Source organism: Neorhizobium sp. 2083, assembly GCF_031455615.1.
In the GTDB taxonomy this organism is placed as follows: domain Bacteria; phylum Pseudomonadota; class Alphaproteobacteria; order Rhizobiales; family Rhizobiaceae; genus Neorhizobium.
In genome coordinates, this window is record NZ_JAVDTC010000005.1 from 292,057 (window position 1) to 310,981 (window position 18,925).

The window sequence follows — 18,925 nt, forward strand, 5'->3', positions numbered from 1 at the left end:
TGGGCGGCCCGCGACGCCGCGCCTCAATTGTCCGCTACGATGGTCTTGCGGCCGCCGCCGGTCAAGATTTGGGCGAAGCCGCCCTTCTCATGGATCGAAAAAACAATGATCGGGATGGCGTTTTCGCGGGCGAGCGCCACGGCCGCCACGTCCATCACCGCCAGACCCTTTTCGAGCACCTCGCCATGCGTCAGCGTGTCGAAGCGGGTCGCCGTCGGGTCCTTCTTGGGGTCGGCCGAATAGATGCCGTCCACCTGGGTCGCCTTGAAGATCGCTTCCGCGCCGATTTCGGCCGCGCGAAGTGCCGCCGCCGAATCGGTCGTGAAGAAAGGATTGCCGGTGCCGCCGGCGAAGATCACCACCCTGCCCTGGGCCATGTGGTGCACGGCCTGGCGCTGCGAGAAGCTTTCGCAGATTTCCGGCATCGAGATCGCCGACAGGACCACGGTGTCGACGTTCAGCTTGCGCAGCGAGGTGGCGAGCGCCAGCGCGTTGATCACCGTGCCGAGCATGCCCATGTGGTCGCCGGTCACCCGGTCGCCGCCCTTGGACGCGACCGCGACGCCGCGAAAGATATTGCCGCCGCCGACGACCACGCCGACATCGACGCCCATGGCGCGCGCTTCGGCGATATCGGAGGCGACCCGATCGGCAACTTCAACATCGATGCCGAAACCCTGGCTGCCCATCAGAGCTTCACCGGAGGCCTTGAGCAAGACACGCTTGTAGAGAGGCTGAGGCGACATGGGGGCTCCTTGAAAATCGAAATGCAATGCGGAGGGTCAAACGGGTTGCCGATACACGAAGGGCACCGGCTTGTCACCGGTGCCCTTGCGCTTTCGACAGCTTTAGCTAACGAATATCAGCCTTTGGCGACTGCCGCGACTTCAGCGGCAAAATCCGTTTCTTCCTTTTCGACGCCTTCGCCGAGCAGCAGGCGTGCCATGCCCGTGACTTCGATCGCGGCGCCGGCAAGCTTTTCAGCGTCCTTGACGGCCTGGCCGACGGTGACGTCCGGGTTGATGACGAAAGCCTGCGAGAGAAGTGCGACTTCTTCGAAGAACTTGCGCATGCGGCCGTCGACCATCTTTTCGATGATGGCGTCCGGCTTGCCGGAAGCGCGCGACTGCTCGATGAAGACGTTGCGTTCGCGCTCGGCGACAGCAGCGTCGACTTCTTCGGCGCGGATAGCGAGCGGGTTGGTGGCAGCGATGTGCATGGCGACCTGGCGGCCGAGCGAGGTCAGGACTTCCTTGTCGCCGACCGACTTCAGGGCAACCAGGACGCCGAGCTTGCCGATGCCGTCGCCGGCGGCGTTGTGGACGTAGGTCGCGACAACGCCGTGCTCGACCTGCAGCAGGGCGGAGCGACGCAGGGTCATGTTCTCGCCGATCGTGGCGATCGCATCCTTGATGGTGTCGGCAACCGGCTTGCCGGAAGCCGGATAGGTGGCAGCCGAGATCGCTTCGACGGAACCGTCGGTCGTCAGGGCGACATTGGCGATGCCGCGAACGAGATCCTGGAACGCGTCGTTGCGGGCAACGAAGTCGGTTTCGGAGTTGAGCTCGATGACGACAGCCTTGTGGCCGGCGCTGGCAATGCCGATCAGGCCTTCAGCCGCGGTGCGGCCGGACTTCTTGTCGGCCTTGGAGATGCCCTTGGCGCGCAGCCAGTCGATCGCCGCTTCGATGTCGCCGTTCGTTTCGGTCAGCGCCTTCTTGCAGTCCATCATGCCTGCGCCGGACTTTTCGCGCAGTTCCTTTACCAGTGCAGCGGTGATTTCAGCCATTGTTTGCCTCTTGTCGGTTCAAGTGCGTGTCGCCGGAAAAACGTCGGCGGACTCAAATGTGTTGGGACGAATGTACCCGGAAGTGTGACAGCGTGATGAAGACACCACGAAAGCGATAGCCTCGACGACGGAGCGGTGGCAGTTCGCCTTGAAACGACCAAGGCCAGGGATCGGTATCTCTGGCCTCGATCGAATTCAGAAAGGAGGAGCGGCAAGCCGCTCCATCCCGCCTCAAGCTTCTGCTTCGCCTTCGAGCGCCGGCTCGATCGGGGCTTCGGCAGATGCGCCGATGTCGCGGCCCGAAGCGCCCTGCTGGCGAGCGATACCGTCGATGGCAGCGCGAGCGATCAGGTCGGTGTAGAGAGCGATGGCGCGCGAGGCGTCGTCGTTACCCGGGATCGGATAGTCGATGAGGTCCGGATCGCAGTTCGAATCGATGATGGCGACGACCGGGATACCCAGGCGCTTGGCTTCGTCGATGGCGATCTTTTCCTTGTTGGTGTCGATGATGAACATCAGATCCGGGGTGCCGCCCATGTCGCGGATACCGCCGAGAGCCTTGTCCAGCTTCTCGCGTTCGCGCTCGAGGTTCAGGCGTTCCTTCTTGGAATAGCCGGAAGCTTCCGAATTCAGGATCTCGTCGAGCTTGCGCAGACGGGCGATCGAGTTCGAAATGGTCTTCCAGTTGGTCATCATGCCGCCGAGCCAGCGGGAGTTGACGTAGTACTGGGCCGAACGCTTGGCCGAGTCGGCGATCAGTTCGGACGCCTGGCGCTTGGTGCCGACGAACAGAACGCGGCCGCCGCGGGCGACGGTGTCGGACACGACCTGAAGGGCGCGCGACAGCATCGGAACGGTCTGGGCCAGATCGATGATGTGGATGTTGTTACGATCGCCGAAGATGTACGGCTTCATCTTCGGGTTCCAGCGGTGAGTCTGGTGGCCGAAGTGAACGCCTGCCTCGAGAAGCTGGCGCATAGAAAAATCGGGCAATGCCATGCCTAGTTATCCTTTTCCGGTTGAACCTCCGCAAGGCGAACAGCACTCTCTTCGAGAGCGCCACCGGGCGGAACAGTCCGGATTTCTCCCGGACGATCCCATGCCTTACGTGTGGAATGCGGCTGCCTATACATTCGATTTGCCGCAAAAGCAAGTGCTTTGCCGGAAATTGCCTCAGCGGGCCAGAAGATCGAGCAGCGCCAGCATGGTGCCGGCATCCGGCATCGGCAGGACCGCGTCGATATCGGCGGGCAGCAGGCCGGCGACTGCGCCGGAAGCATTGCCCGTCGGAGCTCCGAGGGGACCGCGAAAACCGTGTTTTTCCCAGGCGAGCTGCTGCAGCGCCGGGGTGGTCAGTGCGTCGACCAGCCGCTTCGCCGCCTCGTCGACGACGATCAGCGGATGGGCGGAATAGACGGTCGGGCGCGGATAGAGCACGACAGGTTTTGCCCCCGCGCCAGCCATGATCCGGTCCCATCGGGCGCGATCGGCAAGAATCCATTCGACGAGCTGGTTCTCGTAACCGACGATCATCGGCTCACCGCCGATGCCGCCGGCCAGATATTGCTCGAACAGTTTTCCCGAGGACGGTGACTTGAAGCCCATGTTGCGGAAGATCGCCTGCGCCTTCGGGCCGAATTCGGCAAGCGATTCCGCGGTGGCGAGACTGCCACTCAGGAGGCTCAGCACCAGGCCGGCGAACATGAAGCCGGAATTCGACCGGTTCGGATCCGTCGAGATGATGCGAGCCCGGCCATAGAGCATGTTGACGCCGAGCTTCGACCAGTCGGTGCCGGCAAGGATGGCGTCGAGCAGCGCTTTCAGGTCGAGCTGGTAGTGCCCCTCACCCGTGCGGGTCACGAGGCCCGCCTTCATCAGCCCATCGGCGACCGGCTGCCAGGAATAGACGACGACCGGGGTATTCAGCACCACCCGGTCATCCCGGATCTTCACGCCGTTCTGGCGGGCGATATCGACCATGATCGACGAGGACGGCCAGAGAAATTGCGGGTTCTGCGACAGAAGCGCCTGTTCGCGCACCATTTCCACCGAGCCGGCCACCCGGCTCTGGACGGTCAGGCCACGGCTGCCGAGCGCGCGGATGACGTCGGGATCGGCGAGAAAGGCCTCCTTCTCGCCGCCGACGAAACCGGTGAGCGTGGTGCGGTTGCCGAGCAGACCCTGTAGCTCCGGGCGATCCTTGACCGCGAAATATCCGCCGGTGCCGGCAACGCCGGTCGCCAGCAATCCCACTCCAAAGGCGCGTCTGGAAATCGCCATCAGCGTTCGAGGTCCTCTTTGAGCGATGCCTGGATGAGGCGAAGGTCGGTGTTCAGGCTGTCGAGCTGTTCGTCGACCAGGCTGTCGGCGTAATGCACGAAGGCATCCTCGAGCTTGACCAAAACGCCGCCGACATCCTGCAACTGTTTTGCATCGGGGGCGCGTTTGGCCTCGATGATCGCGAAACCTTCCGCGACCTCGGCTGCGCGCGGCAGGTAATAGCTGAGAAAACGGCGCACCGCGCCGGCACTCTGCGGATCGGCCTCCAGCTTTGCGAAGACATCGGCGGCGATCTCGGCGAGATGATTTACCCGGGCGGCGGTCGGTTTGTCGGTGATGCGGCCGGCAGCAGCTTCGAGCCGTTCGGCGGCGGGCACGGCGACCGCCATCAGTTCGCGGACGAACTCCAGCCTGCCGCGGCCTATCGTCTTTTCGTCGAGCCCTTCGAACAGCCGGCGCGGCGCCAGAAGGAACACCAGGCCGGCGAAGACGAAGGCGCCGATGCCGGCGGCCACGATGACCGGCATCAGGAACACGAAACTCAGCACGGGAACCACGATCGCGGCGGCAAGCCCCGCCACGACCCAGTTCCAGTCATTGCCGAACCATCTACGCATTCTCGGCCTTAGTTGTAACCGCGCGCGGTGCGGAATGCCGCCGCGAGATCGGAGCCGCCGTTGAATACGCGGGCGGAGGTGGCTTCCGCAAGGTTGTTGAGCTGGGTCTTGTCGGCATCGCCGAAGGTGATGCCGAAGACCGGAACATGCGGCTGCGTCGAGTTCCACTGGTTCATGAACCGGCGGCTATCATCGTCCGACTTGCCGTCGGTCATGATGACGATGGCGGGCAGATAGTTCGGAAGGCCTTCGGTGCGGGCGATCTGACGCATGGCTTCGGCAGCGCAGGCATACATGTTGGTGCCGCCGCCCGGCTGCTCGCCGAGTACGGCATTCAGCAGCCCTTCCTGTTCCATGGGATCGCCGCTTCCCACCAGCGAACGGCGCACGCTGCCGTCGAAGGGGATGACGATGATGCGATCGGCCGGCGACCACTGCACCAGGACCCGGCTCGCTTCGGCCGGCGTCAGCAGGAAACGCATGGCCTGCGTCAACTGGGTCACGCCCTCCCCGGCCATCGAACCGGAAAAATCGAGGCAGAGGGCAGTCAGCGACGGCTTGCGCAGGGCCGCCTGATAGAGCGTCAGCGCCTCGCCGATGACGGCCGGCTCCGGCATGCGGATCGCGGTCACCAGCCGTTTCGGGTCGAAATTCCACAGCGGTTCGGGCGTCGCGGCGACATCGGCGAGCGGAATGCGCCGGCCGGTGGCGGCGATGCGTTTCTGGATGTCGGGTGTACGCAGATAGGCGAGCAGTTCGTTGAAGAAGGTCTGGACCTCCGCACCCCGACCATGATCGACAAAGCCGATCGGCGAATCGGCGACGGCGACGCCGTCGGCGGGATAGATGGCGTAAAGCGGATCCTGCTGTCCGATGCCAGCCAGCTTGTCGTTGGTCTCCTTCAGCACCGCCTCGTAGTTCCACATGGCGTCGTACAGCGTGCCGCGGCGGGCCTGATCCACATAGAGATCGGCGAGCCAGCCGGAGGAGCCGGACGACCGCTCGACGCCGGAGAGCAGCGACCTGACGGTGTCCTGCACCGTCTTGTCCTTGAGGTCGCCGGGCTCGATCACCGGCTTGTTGCCGAGCGCGCTCGACAGCATGGCGAGATAAGCGCTGGCGCCGGAATTGGACTGCGTCGCGGACGTCATCAGGAATTTGAGCGAGCCGGAATTCACCGCTGCCAGAATGTCTTTCATGAACACGTCGCGGCCGATCCAGCCGAGCGCCTGCGCCTTCGATTTACGGACGCCCAAGACGACCGGCGTCTGGGCGATCGAGGTCAGGTTCTTGACACGGCGGCGGGTGTCGAACATGTCGACCCAGACGCTGGAGGCCGGCCAGACTGCATCCTGCGCGACGCCGGCTTCGCTCTGCAGCGCCAGGCCGATATCGAGCGTGCCCTCGTATTTGAAGGTGCAGGTGGCGCTCTTCTCTTTGCAGAACTCTTCCACGATCGGCTGCAGGACCGTGTTTTCCGATCCCGAGACGATCGAGAAATCCGGTCCCTTGCCGATATTGCAGCCGGCGAGCGAGACGACCGCCAGCAGCGCTAAAGCCCAATACGGCGCCCGTCCGATCCCCAAGGTCACGCCCCTGTCATCGCTTTCTTGAGCTCGACTGTAAGCTGTTCCATGCGGCTCTCCGCCTCGGCGCGTTTCTTGCGGCCGTCCTCCTGGACGCGCAGCACGCCGCTGATCGTATCGATCAGGTCGCGGTTTGCCGCTTCCAGCGTATCGATATCGACGATGCCGCGCTGCGACTGTTCCTCGATGGCGATCGCCTGGTCCTTCATCATCGCCGATGCCTCGCGGATCATCTGATTGGTCGCGTCGGTGACAGTCTTCTGCAGGTCGAGCGCCGATTTCTGCCGGTTGAGGCCGAGCAGGATGACCATCTTCTGCTTCCAGGCGGGAACGGTCAGCGCCGAGGTCGCCTGCAGGTTCTCGATCAGCGTCTCGTCGCCCGACTGGACGATGCGGATCTGCGGCAATTGCTGGATGCCGAGCTGGCGGGCCTGCTGCAGATAGAAGATGCGCTTTTCCAGCCGGTCGAGCGCCTGCAGGCTGTCCTGATAGGTCTGCGCCTCGATGAGGCCGCCGCCGGGATTGGCCGCGGCCTGATCGGCGGCGGCCTTCAGCCTCGGCAGTTCATTGGCACGAAAATTCTCGGCGAATGCCTTGCCCGCCTGGACGTAACCGTCGAGCTTGACGATCGACTGCTTGGTCTCCTCATGGAGATCGTCGAGCAGGGCGATATCGCGGCGAAGCGTATCCTTGTGGCGGTCGAGTTCCAGGCCGATCCGGTCGATCTGGCCGGCAACATCCTCGAATTCTTCCTTGAAGCGCTCCAGCCGCGCCTGCGCGGATTGGAACATGCGGCTGAAAAAGCCCTGTTCGCTGATCGACGCCGGATCGAGGTTCTTCGATTTGAGGATGATATCGTTGAGCAGCTTACCGACTTCGCCCATGTCGCGGTTACGGACTTCGCGAAGGATGCGGTCGGCATAATCGGTCACCGATTGCTGCGCCCGGTCTCCGAAGACGGAGATCGACGAGCGGTCGGTCAGGTTGATATTGTCCGAGATGCGGGCGATTTCGGCCGGATCGGCAGAAACCACGGGCAGATTGAGAGTGGAAGTGGTCGCCAAGTCGGTGTCCGCCATCGTGTCATCCCCATAGCGCTCTGTTTCACCGTCAGGCCTTTTCGAGAAAGACCGTCGCGCGGGGATGGACAGGCGAGCCGGCCGGACCGAGGCCAATGCCGGCTCTCAGACGACGGCCCGGCGCAAATCATGCCCGACGCGGACACACACTAGAGAGGATTGCGTGACAGTTTCATGACAGAACGCCGCGGCGCTGATCTGCGGGGCCGGTGAACGGCAATGGCGGGTTATTTCGCCGGCGCCGGCGGGCACGCATCCTGCTGTGGCTTCAGGAGCTCCAGCTTCACCAGGCTGCCGGACAGAACGAAGTCGCCGTAGTCCATGGTGAGATCGCGGGTAATGCCGTTTTCGTAGAGCTTGAACGACATGTTGTAGACCGGGGTCGGATCGCCGGCCGCATTCTCGTTGAAATAGGCGATCGTCACCGGCCAGAACGGGGTCTTGGCGAACTCGCCGGCCTTGTCGGCATCAACGTCATCCTTCTGTGCCGTCTGCGACTTGCCGATCACCGTCGTGGTCAGCAGCGCCTGGTCGCCGTTTTCGGAACCGTCGAAGACCCGCGCCTCGAAGAAGTTCTTGCCCTGCTTGGCATTCGCAATGACATCGAGCATGTGGCTGGTCGGAAAATCGCTCGCCGGCAGGTCGATCTCGCGGCCGTCGGGCTGGGTGATTTCCACCTTGACGCCCTTGTCGGCGATCGAGGCGTCGCCGCTCAGCTGCTTGTCGAGCTGCTCGTCGGTGAAGGACTTGGTCTCGAAATGGAACTGGTTCGCGGCCATGTCCTCGAAGGTCGTGGTCTGCTGGTCGCTGAGACGCGTCTCCTCGCCCGTGTCGATCTTGGTGACGAGGCGGAAATTGGTGGAAAAGCCGGTGCAGGCCGAGCCGGTGAACTCATAGACCATGCGGCCGAACATGCCTTCGATGCCGGAACGTTCCGAGGCTTTCTTGAGTTTCAGGTCGTAAATGGCGCGATGCGGGACGAGCAGCCGGGCGGCACCGTCGGTCGTCGCGTCCGCGGAGGTGGCGCCCAAAAGGCTCAGACCGCCGGCAAGGATCACCCCGAGGCTCATACGCAACATTCACATTCTCCTGTTGGACTCAGTCGGGGATGTTATAAGAACGCCATCTGACCAAGCTAAGGCCTTGATGCAGGATTTTTGAAGATTTTACAACAAAACGGGAGTCGAAAATGACCGAAGCCATCGAAGGCCGTCTGAAGGAACTGGGGATCGTCCTCCCCGTCGCGGCAGCGCCCGCCGCCAATTACCTGCCCTATGTAATCACCGGCAACCTGCTGTTCATCTCGGGCCAATTGCCGAACGAAAACGGCAAGGTCGCAGTCACGGGCCTTGTCGGCGCAGATGTCGACGTGCCGGCGGCGAGCCGCGCCGCAGAGCTCTGCGCCATCAATATCCTCGCTCAGGCAAAAGCTGCGTTGGGTGGCGATCTCGGCCGGATCAAGCGGGTGGTCAAGCTCTCGAGCTTCGTCGCCTCGGCACCCGGCTTTGCCGAACAGCATATCGTCACCAACGGCGCATCGAACCTGATCGCCAACGTTCTCGGCGACGCCGGCAAGCATGCGCGCGCAGCCGTCGGCATGGCGGCGCTGCCGCTCAACGCTTCCGTGGAAATCGAAGCCATCATCGAGATCGAAGCATGACCGACGCCACCTGGATCAAGGACCTTCCGGTCGCCCATCGCGGCTATCACGACATGAACCGTCAGGTCTGGGAAAACACGCTCTCGGCGTTTTCCCGCGCGGTCGAGGCCGGCTTTGCGATCGAATGCGACGTGCAGCTTGCCGCCGACAGCGTGCCGGTCGTCTTCCACGACCATGATCTCGAGCGGCTCTGCGGCATCAAGGGCGATATCCGCGAGAAGACCTCGGCCGAGCTCGGCATGCTCTCGGTCGGCGGTACCAAAGACAAGGTGCCGACGCTGAAGCAGATGCTTGCCCTCGTCGCCGGCAAGGTGCCGCTCGTCATCGAGATCAAGGGACGCGAAGGGGACGGCGAGGACGACGGGTTCGCCGAGGCGGTGCTGGAGGTTCTCGAGGGTTATCAGGGCAAGGTGGCGCTGATGAGCTTCGACTATCACATCCTGCGCGACCTGAAGAACGCCGGCTCGCCCTACCCGCTCGGCCTGACCGCCATGGGGGACAAGCCCGAACAATTCTTCGAGCACGACGAAGCCATGCAACTTGGCCTCGACTTCATTTCCTACCACTATCCCCACCTGCCGAACACGTTCATCACAGCTCAGAGAGCGAGTGGAATTCCGGTCATCACCTGGACCGTGAGGGATGCAAACGGCCGCGAACATACCTATAAATATGCCGACCAGATGACCTTCGAAGGTTTTGATCCGCGGGAGGCTTCCTCCCCCTCCCTGTAAAGCAGAGCATGACCGGCAATCTTACCATCCGCATCGAAAAGTCGTTCTGCGCGATCAGCCCCGAAAGCTGGTCGCGCCTTTCGGGCACATCCAAGTCCTCCTCTTCGGAAACGCCCTACAATCCGTTCCTGTCGCACGCCTACCTGTCGGCGCTGGAAGAATCCGGATCCGCCACCGCCAAGACCGGCTGGCTCGGCCATCACCTCCTGCTGGAAGACGACAAGGGCACGCTGATCGGCGCGGTCCCCGGTTATCTCAAGAGCCACAGCCAGGGCGAATATGTCTTCGACCACGGCTGGGCCGACGCATTCGAGCGGGCCGGCGGGCGTTATTATCCAAAACTGCAATGCACCGTGCCGTTCACTCCGGCAAGCGGACCGCGCCTGCTGGTGTCCAACGGTTACGACAAGGATACGACGGAGCTGACGCTGGCCGCCGGTCTCCAGGAGGTGACCCGCCAGCTCGGCATCTCGTCGGCGCATGTGACCTTCGTTGCGCAAGACCAGGTCGCCGCCTTCGAAGAGGCCGACTACCTGCACCGGACCGACAAGCAATTCCATTTCATCAACGAGGGTTACGAGAACCACGACGCCTTTCTCGAAACGCTCGCCTCGCGCAAGCGCAAGGCGCTGAAGAAGGAACGCCGCGCGGCGCTCGAAAACGGCATCAGCATCGACTGGCTGACCGGCAAGGACCTGACCGAAGGCATCTGGGACCAGTTCTTCGAATTCTACATGGATACCGGCGGCCGCAAATGGGGCCGGCCTTACCTCACGCGACAATTCTATTCGCTGATCGGCGAGCGAATGGCAGACGACATCGTGCTGGTGATGGCCAGACGCAATGGCAAATATGTTGCCGGCGCAATCAACTTCATCGGCGGCGACGCTCTCTACGGCCGGCACTGGGGCTGTATCGAGGACCACCCCTTCCTGCATTTCGAAGTCTGCTATCATCAGGCGATCGATTTCGCCCTGGCGAAGGGCCTGAAGCGCGTCGAGGCCGGAGCGCAAGGCGAACACAAGCTGGCGCGCGGCTATCTGCCTGTCACCACCCATTCGATGCATTATATCGCCCATGCGGGTCTGAGGCGCGCGATCGCCGACTATCTGGAACACGAGCGCGAAGACGTGGAGCAGATGACGGAATATCTCGCGGAACACAGCCCGTTCCGCAAGGGCGAGCGCCAGCAGGAACAGGATTAGAGCCCGGAAGGATCGGGCCGGAAAAACAAGGAGAGGACATCGCGATGAGCGGCCAGGCTTACGACAGCAACAATATCTTCGGGAAAATCCTGCGCGGCGAGATCCCGTGCCATCGGGTCTACGAGGATGCCGATACGCTCGCCTTCATGGATGTCATGCCGCAATCGCCCGGTCACCTGCTGGTGATCCCCAAAACGCCGTCGCGCAACATTCTCGACGCGGATCCGGCGGTGCTTTCGAAGCTGATGCCGGTGGTGCAGAAACTCGCCAAGGCGGCCAAGGAAGCCTTCGAGGCGGACGGCATCACGGTCATCCAGTTCAACGAACCGGCCTCAGGCCAGACCGTCTACCACCTGCATTTCCACGTCGTCCCCCGCTATGAGGGACAGGCTTTGAAGCCCCATTCGGGCCAGATGGAGAACAACGAGGTGCTGGCCGCCAACGCCGAGAAGATCATCGGCGAATTGGGCAATTAAGCTAGAAGCCCACCCACCAGAGACCGGCAACCAGCAGCGCCATCGGCACCGCAACGCCGACCGCGACCCTGCGGCCGGTTGCCAGGAAGACGGCAAAACCGATGCCGGCCGCCCCGAGCCTCAGCCACAGCGGCGAGCCGGCAAGCGTGCCGTTGGGGAAGACGATCAGCTTGGCGGTGACGGCCATGACCAGCGCGGTCGCAACCGCCCTCACCCAATAAAGCGCCTCGGAATCCTCATCGAGGCGGTTGCCGGTGAAGACGCCCAGCCAACGCCAGATATCGGTCGCCAGGAAGCCGGCAATCACGATCACGATGAAGGTCCAGTATTCCGCGATCATCGCCGGCCACCCTTGCCCGCGCGCAACCTGTCGCGCCTTATCCGATCGACGAGATAGGCAATCGTCCCGCCGCCAAGGCCCGCGCAGAGCACATCGAATTTCGGCGTGATCAACGCAAGGGTGGGCCCGAGAACGACGCCCATGACGAAGGCGATCCTGACCACCGGCTGGCGGGCGCTCGCCCAGATCGAGGCGTTGAAATAGACCGGCGTCAGGAAGAAGAGCACACCCGCGACGGCCGGCGGAAAGGCCGAGACGATATCGTAGAAGACCGCCACCACCAGCGTACCGGTGAGGGTCAGGGTCACGCCGAAACCGGCGAAATAGATCGCCCGGTATTCCCGAGGCACGTTGCGAAGCGTGGTGATCGCGAAGACCCAGGACGTGATGGCGATGAAATGCGACAGGATCAGCAGCAGCCAGATCGGCGTGCGCCTCGTGCGCATTTCCGGGATGACCGAGGCGACCATCGGCGTCATGCGGATCGAGGAAAGCGTCACCGCGAGGAAGCAGGCGGCGATGTTGGCGCCGCTTGCCATCGTGCCAATAAGGATGACCTGCGCCGGCAGCGCCCAGATCGCAAAGGACATGAACACCGCCTCTGCACGCGTCAGGCCCGATTCCAGCGCAAACGCACTGAAGCCGACGATCGAAATGAGCAGGATGAGCGCCGGAAGCGACAGAAGGCCCCGCATGCCGGTGAAGAACCAGAAAAAGGCGCTGCGGTCGTCACTGGCTGGAGACATCGATATTCCGGAAATGCGCGAAAAAAGAAGGCGAGTCGTCAAAAAACGACGATGCCGGGACAAGCCCGGCATCGCAAGAGTTCAATCCGAAAGCCCTATTTGGTCTTCGGCACGCGGGGCACAGTCGTGCCCTTGCGCGGCGGCGCCTTGGGCGCTTCTTCCGAAGCGATCACGTCCGCATCCACCATGGCGCGAGCCCGCGCCGGGCCACCTTCCTTGTCCTTCGGAGCCGACTTCTTCGGCGCCTTGGCCTTCACGACCTTGGCCTCGGCTTCCTCGGCCGCCTCTTCGACCTCGGCTTCCGGCTTCGGCTTCACGGGCGTCGCCTCGGGGATCGAGTCGAGGATCAGCTTGTCCTTGCCATCCTCGCCCTTGCCGACGGTGACGCGGACGACGCCGCCCTTGCGCAGCTTGCCGAACAGGATCTCGTTGGCGAGCGGCTTCTTGATGTATTCCTGGATGACGCGCGAGAGCGGACGGGCCCCCATCTTCTCGTCGTAGCCCTTTTCCGCCAGCCAGGCGATCGCATCCTGGTGGAGGTCGAAGGTGACGTTGCGTTCCGAGAGCTGCGTCTCGAGCTGCATGACGAACTTCTGCACGACCTGGTGGATGACTTCGGTCGGCAGCGGCGCGAATGCGATGATCGCATCGAGACGGTTGCGGAATTCCGGCGTGAACAGGCGGTTGATCGCCTCCTCGTCCTCGCCGGTGCGCTTGGACGAACCGAAGCCGATGGCGGCCTTGGCCATTTCCGATGCACCCGCATTGGTCGTCATGATCAGGATGACGTTACGGAAGTCGATCTTCTTGCCGTTGTGGTCGGTCAGCGAACCATGGTCCATGACCTGCAGCAGGATATTGTAGATATCCGGATGCGCCTTCTCGATCTCGTCGAGCAGGACCACCGAGTGCGGATGCTGGTCGACGCCGTCTGTCAGCAGGCCGCCCTGGTCGAAGCCGACATAACCGGGAGGTGCACCGAGCAGCCGCGAGACCGTGTGGCGTTCCATATATTCCGACATGTCGAAGCGCAGCATCTCGACGCCGAGAGAGGCGGCAAGCTGCTTGGCGACCTCGGTCTTGCCGACGCCGGTCGGGCCGGAGAAGACGTAGGAGCCGATCGGCTTGTTCGGTTCGCGAAGGCCGGCACGGGCGAGCTTGATCGCCGTCGACAGGGCCTCGATCGCCGCATCCTGGCCGTAGACGACCGAACGCAGTTCCTTTTCCAGGTTGGCGAGAACCATCTCGTCGTCCTTGGAAACGGTCTTTGCCGGAATCCGCGCCATGGTGGCGATCGTCGCTTCGATCTCCTTCTCGGTGATCAGCTTGCGGCGCTTGGAGGCCGGCAGCAGCATCTGGGCCGCACCGGTCTCGTCGATCACGTCGATCGCCTTGTCCGGCAACTTGCGGTCGGAGATGTAGCGGGCCGACAGTTCGACGGCCGACTTGATCGCCTCGTTGGTGTAACGCAGCTTGTGATAGTCCTCGAAATAGGGTTTGAGGCCCTTCATGATCTCGATCGCATCCTCGATCGACGGCTCGTTGACGTCGATCTTCTGGAAACGGCGAACCAGGGCCCGGTCCTTTTCGAAGAACTGGCGGTACTCCTTGTAGGTGGTCGAGCCGATGCACCGGATCGCGCCCGAAGACAGGGCCGGCTTCAGGAGGTTCGAGGCGTCCATCGCGCCGCCTGACGTAGCGCCGGCGCCGATGACCGTGTGGATCTCGTCGATGAACAGGACCGCACCCGGATACTCTTCCAGCTCCTTGACGACCTGCTTCAGGCGTTCCTCGAAATCGCCGCGATACCGGGTGCCGGCGAGCAGCGTGCCCATGTCGAGCGAGAAGATGGTGGCGTCTGCGAGAGCCTCCGGGACCTTGCCTTCGATGATCCGCTTGGCCAGCCCCTCGGCGATCGCCGTCTTGCCGACGCCCGGATCACCAACATAGAGCGGGTTGTTCTTGGAGCGGCGGCACAGGACCTGGATCGTGCGGTTGACTTCGGCATGGCGGCCGATCAGCGGGTCGATCCGGCCGTCACGGGCCTTTTCGTTCAGGTTGACGCAATAGGCCTTGAGGGCATCCTGCGGCTTCTTGGCGGAGCCTTCTTCCTGGTCGCGGGAGGAGGGCTTGGCTTCCTGCTCGTTGTCGTCAGCGCCCCGCGGAGTGCGGGTCTGGGAGGAACCGGCGCGCTTGCCGATGCCGTGCGAAATGTAGTTGACCGCGTCGTAGCGGGTCATCTCCTGCTCCTGCAGGAAGAAGGCCGCATGGCTTTCCCGTTCCGCGAAGATCGCGACGAGAACGTTGGCGCCGGTCACTTCCTCGCGGCCGGAGGACTGGACGTGGATGACGGCGCGCTGGATGACGCGCTGGAAGCCGGAGGTCGGCTTGGAGTCCTCGTCATAACCGGTGATCAGGTTGGCAAGTTCGTTATCGACATAGTCGGTGACGGTCTTGCGCAGTGTTTCCAAATTGACGTTACAAGCACCCATGACCGCGGCTGCATCGGCGTCGTCGATCAACGCCAAAAGCAGGTGCTCGAGCGTGGCATATTCGTGATGCCGCTCGTTGGCAAAGGTCAGTGCCTGATGCAGCGCCTTTTCTAAGCTAGGCGAAAATGTTGGCACGTCGGGTTCCTCACTTCTTTTCCATGACACATTGCAGCGGATGCTGGTGTTGCCGGGCGAAGTCCATGACCTGGGACACTTTGGTTTCCGCTACTTCGTATGTAAATATTCCGCATTCCCCCACGCCGTGGTTGTGGACATGGAGCATGATCCGCGTTGCCGCTTCCCTGTCCTTCTGAAAGAAACGCTCCAGAATGTGGATGACGAACTCCATGGGCGTATAATCGTCATTCAGCAGCAGTACGCGGTAGAGATTTGGCTTCTTGGTTTTTGGCTTCGTGCGGGTAATGACCGAGGTACCGCGGTTCGCGTTGTCTCCGTCGCCACCCTTTTCAGCTTGCATCAAGATCGGCAGTGCGATCATCTTCATTCATTCCCCAGTCATCCGGCGGGTTCGTCCGAATGGCCGAACGGCCGGACTTCAGTCTTCCTAACTTAGTTCATTGGATGCGGATTTTAAGCCCCCTTTGCAGCCACGCAATCACTATTCCGCTAAAGAGATCATGGAACATGCCGAAATTCGGAAATTTCCGCATTGGCATGAATCAAAAAAGGCCGGCAGCGTCGAACGCCGCCGGCCTTCTGTCTGTGAAGGCGTCGCTGGGAGGGCCGCTATGCGCGTTACGCGGCGTTTGCGGTCACCACGGCGGTCGACTTTGCAACCGGCGCCTCGTAGCGTTTGTAAGCCGTCTTGGCGAGATCGGCATACATGTCGGTGATCTTGGTCGACTCGGCGATGAAGCCTTCATAAGTCGACTTCACGTATTTGGTCTGGAGCTCGAAAACCGCTTCGACGCTGCGGGTGGAGGCCAGCGCCTCCACGAAACCCGCCATGTCCTGAAAGGACTTCTTGGAATAATCGGTCGCTTCGGTCGCGATCGCCTGGAAACCCTTGGCGACCTCGGAATAGCTCTTCAGCATTCCGTCCATCGCTTCCTTGCTCTTCTTGTTGGCTTCATCGAAATTGAACATCGCCTGTCCCTTTGTTCTATTCGGATACGCTGATAGAAAGCGGCATGCCGGCAAAAGTCAAGGGTGATTTGTGCGGCGCAAAATCACCCAAGGTTGCAAAAGGATTCATGCAAATGCATGGATGGATTCAGGCTGCTGATTTTGCGAAGATATATCAGCACCTAGCGTTGCCCGCGCAAAAACGCCGCAGCCATTTTATTTCGCCCGGCGCTTTCCGCGCGAATCGAAAGGCGGGCCTGGAAGCCCGCCTTCAAGTCCTGCGACGCAGCCGATCCAAGACCGGCGCAGAGCGATCGATCAGAGATCGACGTCCAGGATCGCCATCGAAAAGTTGTAGGAGCGATCGCCGTCCTCGTCGTCGATATAGATGACGCCGAGAAACTCGTCTCCGAGGTAAACTTCGGCCGAATCGTTCTTGCGCGGACGCGCCTTGACGATCGCCTGCGGATTGATCACGCGCTTGAAGTAGGCATCGAGCTTCTTGATTTCGTCCGGTTTCACGTTTCTCTCCGTCAGCGGTTCGGTTGCGGCGCTTTTGGCATGGGACAAAGGCGAAAGTAAAGCCGCCAGAAACAGCCTTTTCCGCTCTTTCCCCGACGTTCGGCGGACGGAGGATATTCCGTCAGCCTCATGCGGCCGAGCGGCAAGGCGAACGCAGACGAATCAGTCGTCGGCACCGAGAAGCTGGTCCATCAGGCGCGACGGTTCCGAACACCCTGCGCTCCCGACCACCTTCGCCGGCACACCGGCCACGGTCGACTTCGGCGGAACGGCCTTCAGGACCACCGAGCCCGCGGCAACGCGCGAGCACGACCCGACCTCGATATTGCCGAGAATCTTGGCGCCGGCGCCGATGAGGACGCCGTTGGCGATCTTCGGATGGCGGTCGGCGCCCTCCTTGCCGGTGCCGCCGAGCGTCACGCCGTGCAGGATCGAAACGTTGTCGCCGATGACGGCCGTCTCGCCGACCACCAAGCCGGTGGCGTGATCGAGGAAGATGCCCTTGCCGATGCGGGCTGCCGGATTGATATCCGTCTGGAAGACGCTGGAGGAACGGCTCTGCAGATAGAGCGCGAAGTCCCGTCTGCCGCGCATGAACAGCCAATGCGCCAGCCGGTGCGTCTGGATCGCGTGAAAGCCCTTAAAATAGAGAACCGGCTCCATGAACCGCAGGCAGGCGGGATCGCGGTCGTAGACGGCCTGGATATCGACGCGCATGATCGCGCCCCATTCCGGCCAGTCTTCCAGCATTTCCATGAAGGTCTGGCGCAGAAGCACGTCAGGCACATCCGCATGGGCGAGGCGTTCGCAGATGCGGTGCACGACGCATTCTTCGAGCGAGCGATGGTTCAGCACGGCAGAATAGAGAAATGCGGCGAGCAGCGGGTCCTGCTCGGTTGCCATGCGCGCTTCCTGGCGCAACGTATCCCAGATGGGATCCACGGTCGCGAGCGACTCCTGGCGGATTTCAGTTCTTGCGGCCATCGCCGTCTCCTCGTTTGCCGTAAGGCAGAGCTTCGTGCAGCATTATATAGAATAAGTTTATGCCAAGACCAATGGCTGCAAAATCGCATTCCGTTGATGGTAAGAATGAAAGAACCTACGGCCTTGCGGAGAGTTCGGCATAGAACTCCAGAACCGCCTTTTTGAACACCCGGTCGCCGACGGCGAGCATGTGGTCGCGGCCCGGGATATCAAGGGCAATTGCATGCGGCATCAGCGCGGCGAGTTCCTGCGGGGAGCCGGCGATATCATCCTTGGTTCCGACGCCGATCAGCGTCGGCGCGTCGATACGCCCCATGTCGGCCCGGCTGACGAGGTCCCGCGAACCGCGGATACAGGCCGCCAGGGCTTGCCTGTCACTCTTCGTCTGGTCTGCAAAGGCACGGAACATGCGGCCACGGGCGTGGCTGACGTCATCGAGCGAAGGGGCAAGCAGGGCGTCGGCGATCGGGTCCCAGTCCCCTACCCCGTCGGTCATGCCGATGCCGAGGCCCCCGAGCACCAGCGAGCGCACCCGATGCGGATGCGCGAGTGCGGAAAAGACCGAGATGCGGGCGCCCATCGAATATCCGAACAGATGCGCTTCGGGGATCCGCAAATGATCGAGCAGCGCCATCGAATCCTCGGCCATCACCCATGGCCTGTAGGCTTCCGGATCGAGCGGCTTGCCGCTTGCGCCATGCCCGCGATTGTCCATGGCAATCACCCGGTAACCGGCATCGCCGAGCGTCTTCAGCCAGCCCGGATGCACCCAGTTGACCAGCGCGCTGGAGGCAAACCCGTGGATGAGCAGCACCGGATCGCCGGACGGATCGCCTTCGTCGAAATAGGCAAGATCAAGACCATCATGGGAGAACGTGGAGAAGGCAGGCGCATTGAGATTCATCGAGGCAGTCCTTATTGACGCCGGGAAGATAAGGGATGAACGGCTGCGTTTGAACCCGTGAAAGACAGGAAATCAACGTGGCTGCGGCGGTTTTCCCACTACACAATCACTGAACGGGCGGCTAATGTCCGGCGCAAATCAGAAGCGTCGCATTCCAGTATCGGAGACCATCATGGCCGGGCACAGCATTCCCCACTTCCAGAACGACGGCGGGCATCGCTTGATCCAGATCGGCGTCAAGGAATTCATGTGCACCGGCGCTTCGGTTCCCTTCGACCACCCGCACATCTTCATCGACATGGGTGACGACAACGAGAAGGTCTGCTCCTACTGCTCGACCCTCTACCGCTACAATCCGTCGCTGAAGGCCGAACAGACCCACCCGCCGGGCTGCGTCTTCCACGTCAAGGCCGCCTGATCGGCAA

Annotated in this window: 21 protein-coding genes; 5 read left to right on the forward strand and 16 right to left on the reverse strand. The window is 62.1% G+C overall.

Annotation, left to right across the window (positions count from 1 at the left end; genetic code table 11):
- Positions 1-23: 23 nt before the first annotated feature.
- From pyrH to J2X76_RS20715, 8 genes are all read right to left on the reverse strand, one after another.
- Complete coding sequence (gene pyrH / locus J2X76_RS20680; protein WP_113128945.1) at positions 24-746, reverse strand: UMP kinase; 723 nt, start codon at positions 744-746, stop codon at positions 24-26.
- 116 nt (positions 747-862) lie between these two features.
- Positions 863-1,789: a translation elongation factor Ts gene (tsf, locus tag J2X76_RS20685; protein ID WP_113283932.1), complete on the reverse strand. Its 927-nt coding sequence runs from the start codon at positions 1,787-1,789 to the stop codon at positions 863-865.
- Positions 1,790-2,020: 231 nt separating this feature from the next.
- A complete protein-coding gene (gene rpsB, locus J2X76_RS20690) occupies positions 2,021-2,788 on the reverse strand; it encodes a 30S ribosomal protein S2 (protein WP_113128943.1) in 768 nt (255 codons plus the stop codon).
- A gap of 174 nt (positions 2,789-2,962) precedes the next feature.
- Entirely contained in the window at positions 2,963-4,069 is a 1,107-nt protein-coding gene (locus J2X76_RS20695; protein WP_113283933.1) for a substrate-binding domain-containing protein, read from the reverse strand.
- The gene (locus tag J2X76_RS20700; protein WP_310219181.1) at positions 4,069-4,686 is read right to left on the reverse strand and encodes a 5-bromo-4-chloroindolyl phosphate hydrolysis family protein; all 618 of its coding nucleotides are present in this window, start codon (positions 4,684-4,686) and stop codon (positions 4,069-4,071) included. The genes J2X76_RS20695 and J2X76_RS20700 overlap by 1 nt, the downstream gene beginning before the upstream one ends.
- An 8-nt stretch (positions 4,687-4,694) precedes the next feature.
- Positions 4,695-6,278 (reverse strand): VWA domain-containing protein, encoded by a 1,584-nt coding sequence (locus J2X76_RS20705; protein ID WP_310219183.1) that lies wholly within the window; start codon positions 6,276-6,278, stop codon positions 4,695-4,697.
- Positions 6,275-7,351: a toxic anion resistance protein gene (locus tag J2X76_RS20710; RefSeq protein ID WP_113128940.1), complete on the reverse strand. Its 1,077-nt coding sequence runs from the start codon at positions 7,349-7,351 to the stop codon at positions 6,275-6,277. Before J2X76_RS20710 ends, J2X76_RS20705 begins: the two co-directional genes overlap by 4 nt.
- Before the next feature lie 227 nt (positions 7,352-7,578).
- A complete protein-coding gene (locus J2X76_RS20715; protein WP_113283935.1) occupies positions 7,579-8,430 on the reverse strand; it encodes a cell envelope integrity EipB family protein in 852 nt (283 codons plus the stop codon).
- Between the two features lie 110 nt (positions 8,431-8,540).
- Here J2X76_RS20715 and J2X76_RS20720 point away from each other — a divergent pair, with 110 nt between their 5' ends.
- Genes J2X76_RS20720 through J2X76_RS20735 form a run of 4 tightly spaced genes read left to right on the forward strand, consistent with a single transcriptional unit; the run spans position 8,541 to position 11,426 of the window.
- A complete protein-coding gene (locus J2X76_RS20720; protein ID WP_310219184.1) occupies positions 8,541-9,011 on the forward strand; it encodes a RidA family protein in 471 nt (156 codons plus the stop codon).
- Complete coding sequence (locus J2X76_RS20725; RefSeq protein ID WP_310219185.1) at positions 9,008-9,745, forward strand: glycerophosphodiester phosphodiesterase; 738 nt, start codon at positions 9,008-9,010, stop codon at positions 9,743-9,745. The genes J2X76_RS20720 and J2X76_RS20725 overlap by 4 nt, the downstream gene beginning before the upstream one ends.
- An 8-nt stretch (positions 9,746-9,753) precedes the next feature.
- Positions 9,754-10,950, forward strand: a complete 1,197-nt coding sequence (locus J2X76_RS20730; RefSeq protein WP_310219187.1) for a GNAT family N-acetyltransferase — start codon at positions 9,754-9,756, stop codon at positions 10,948-10,950.
- A 44-nt stretch (positions 10,951-10,994) separates the two neighbouring features.
- Positions 10,995-11,426, forward strand: a complete 432-nt coding sequence (locus tag J2X76_RS20735) for an HIT family protein (RefSeq protein WP_113128936.1) — start codon at positions 10,995-10,997, stop codon at positions 11,424-11,426.
- A gap of 1 nt (position 11,427) precedes the next feature.
- Here the strand turns inward: J2X76_RS20735 and J2X76_RS20740 are convergent, their stop codons facing one another.
- The 8 genes from J2X76_RS20740 to J2X76_RS20775 form a co-directional block, all read right to left on the reverse strand.
- Positions 11,428-11,766, reverse strand: a complete 339-nt coding sequence (locus J2X76_RS20740) for an AzlD domain-containing protein (RefSeq protein WP_310219189.1) — start codon at positions 11,764-11,766, stop codon at positions 11,428-11,430.
- Positions 11,763-12,512, reverse strand: a complete 750-nt coding sequence (locus J2X76_RS20745; RefSeq protein WP_310219190.1) for an AzlC family ABC transporter permease — start codon at positions 12,510-12,512, stop codon at positions 11,763-11,765. Before J2X76_RS20745 ends, J2X76_RS20740 begins: the two co-directional genes overlap by 4 nt.
- A gap of 95 nt (positions 12,513-12,607) precedes the next feature.
- Entirely contained in the window at positions 12,608-15,139 is a 2,532-nt protein-coding gene (gene clpA / locus J2X76_RS20750) for an ATP-dependent Clp protease ATP-binding subunit ClpA (protein ID WP_113128932.1), read from the reverse strand.
- Positions 15,140-15,149: 10 nt separating this feature from the next.
- Positions 15,150-15,503: an ATP-dependent Clp protease adapter ClpS gene (clpS, locus tag J2X76_RS20755; RefSeq protein WP_007758328.1), complete on the reverse strand. Its 354-nt coding sequence runs from the start codon at positions 15,501-15,503 to the stop codon at positions 15,150-15,152.
- 257 nt (positions 15,504-15,760) lie between these two features.
- Entirely contained in the window at positions 15,761-16,111 is a 351-nt protein-coding gene (locus J2X76_RS20760) for a phasin family protein (RefSeq protein ID WP_310219193.1), read from the reverse strand.
- 297 nt (positions 16,112-16,408) lie between these two features.
- Complete coding sequence (locus J2X76_RS20765) at positions 16,409-16,612, reverse strand: DUF3126 family protein (protein WP_037087332.1); 204 nt, start codon at positions 16,610-16,612, stop codon at positions 16,409-16,411.
- A gap of 162 nt (positions 16,613-16,774) precedes the next feature.
- Positions 16,775-17,596 carry a serine O-acetyltransferase gene (cysE, locus tag J2X76_RS20770; RefSeq protein ID WP_113128930.1) on the reverse strand — a complete coding sequence of 274 codons (822 nt, stop codon included), beginning with the start codon at positions 17,594-17,596 and terminating at the stop codon, positions 16,775-16,777.
- 115 nt (positions 17,597-17,711) lie between these two features.
- Positions 17,712-18,500, reverse strand: coding sequence for an alpha/beta fold hydrolase (locus tag J2X76_RS20775; protein ID WP_113128929.1), 789 nt, complete (start codon positions 18,498-18,500; stop codon positions 17,712-17,714).
- 172 nt (positions 18,501-18,672) lie between these two features.
- On the opposite strand from J2X76_RS20775, the gene J2X76_RS20780 reads away from it, so the two are divergent.
- Entirely contained in the window at positions 18,673-18,918 is a 246-nt protein-coding gene (locus tag J2X76_RS20780) for a zinc-finger domain-containing protein (RefSeq protein ID WP_310219197.1), read from the forward strand.
- Positions 18,919-18,925: the final 7 nt, after the last annotated feature.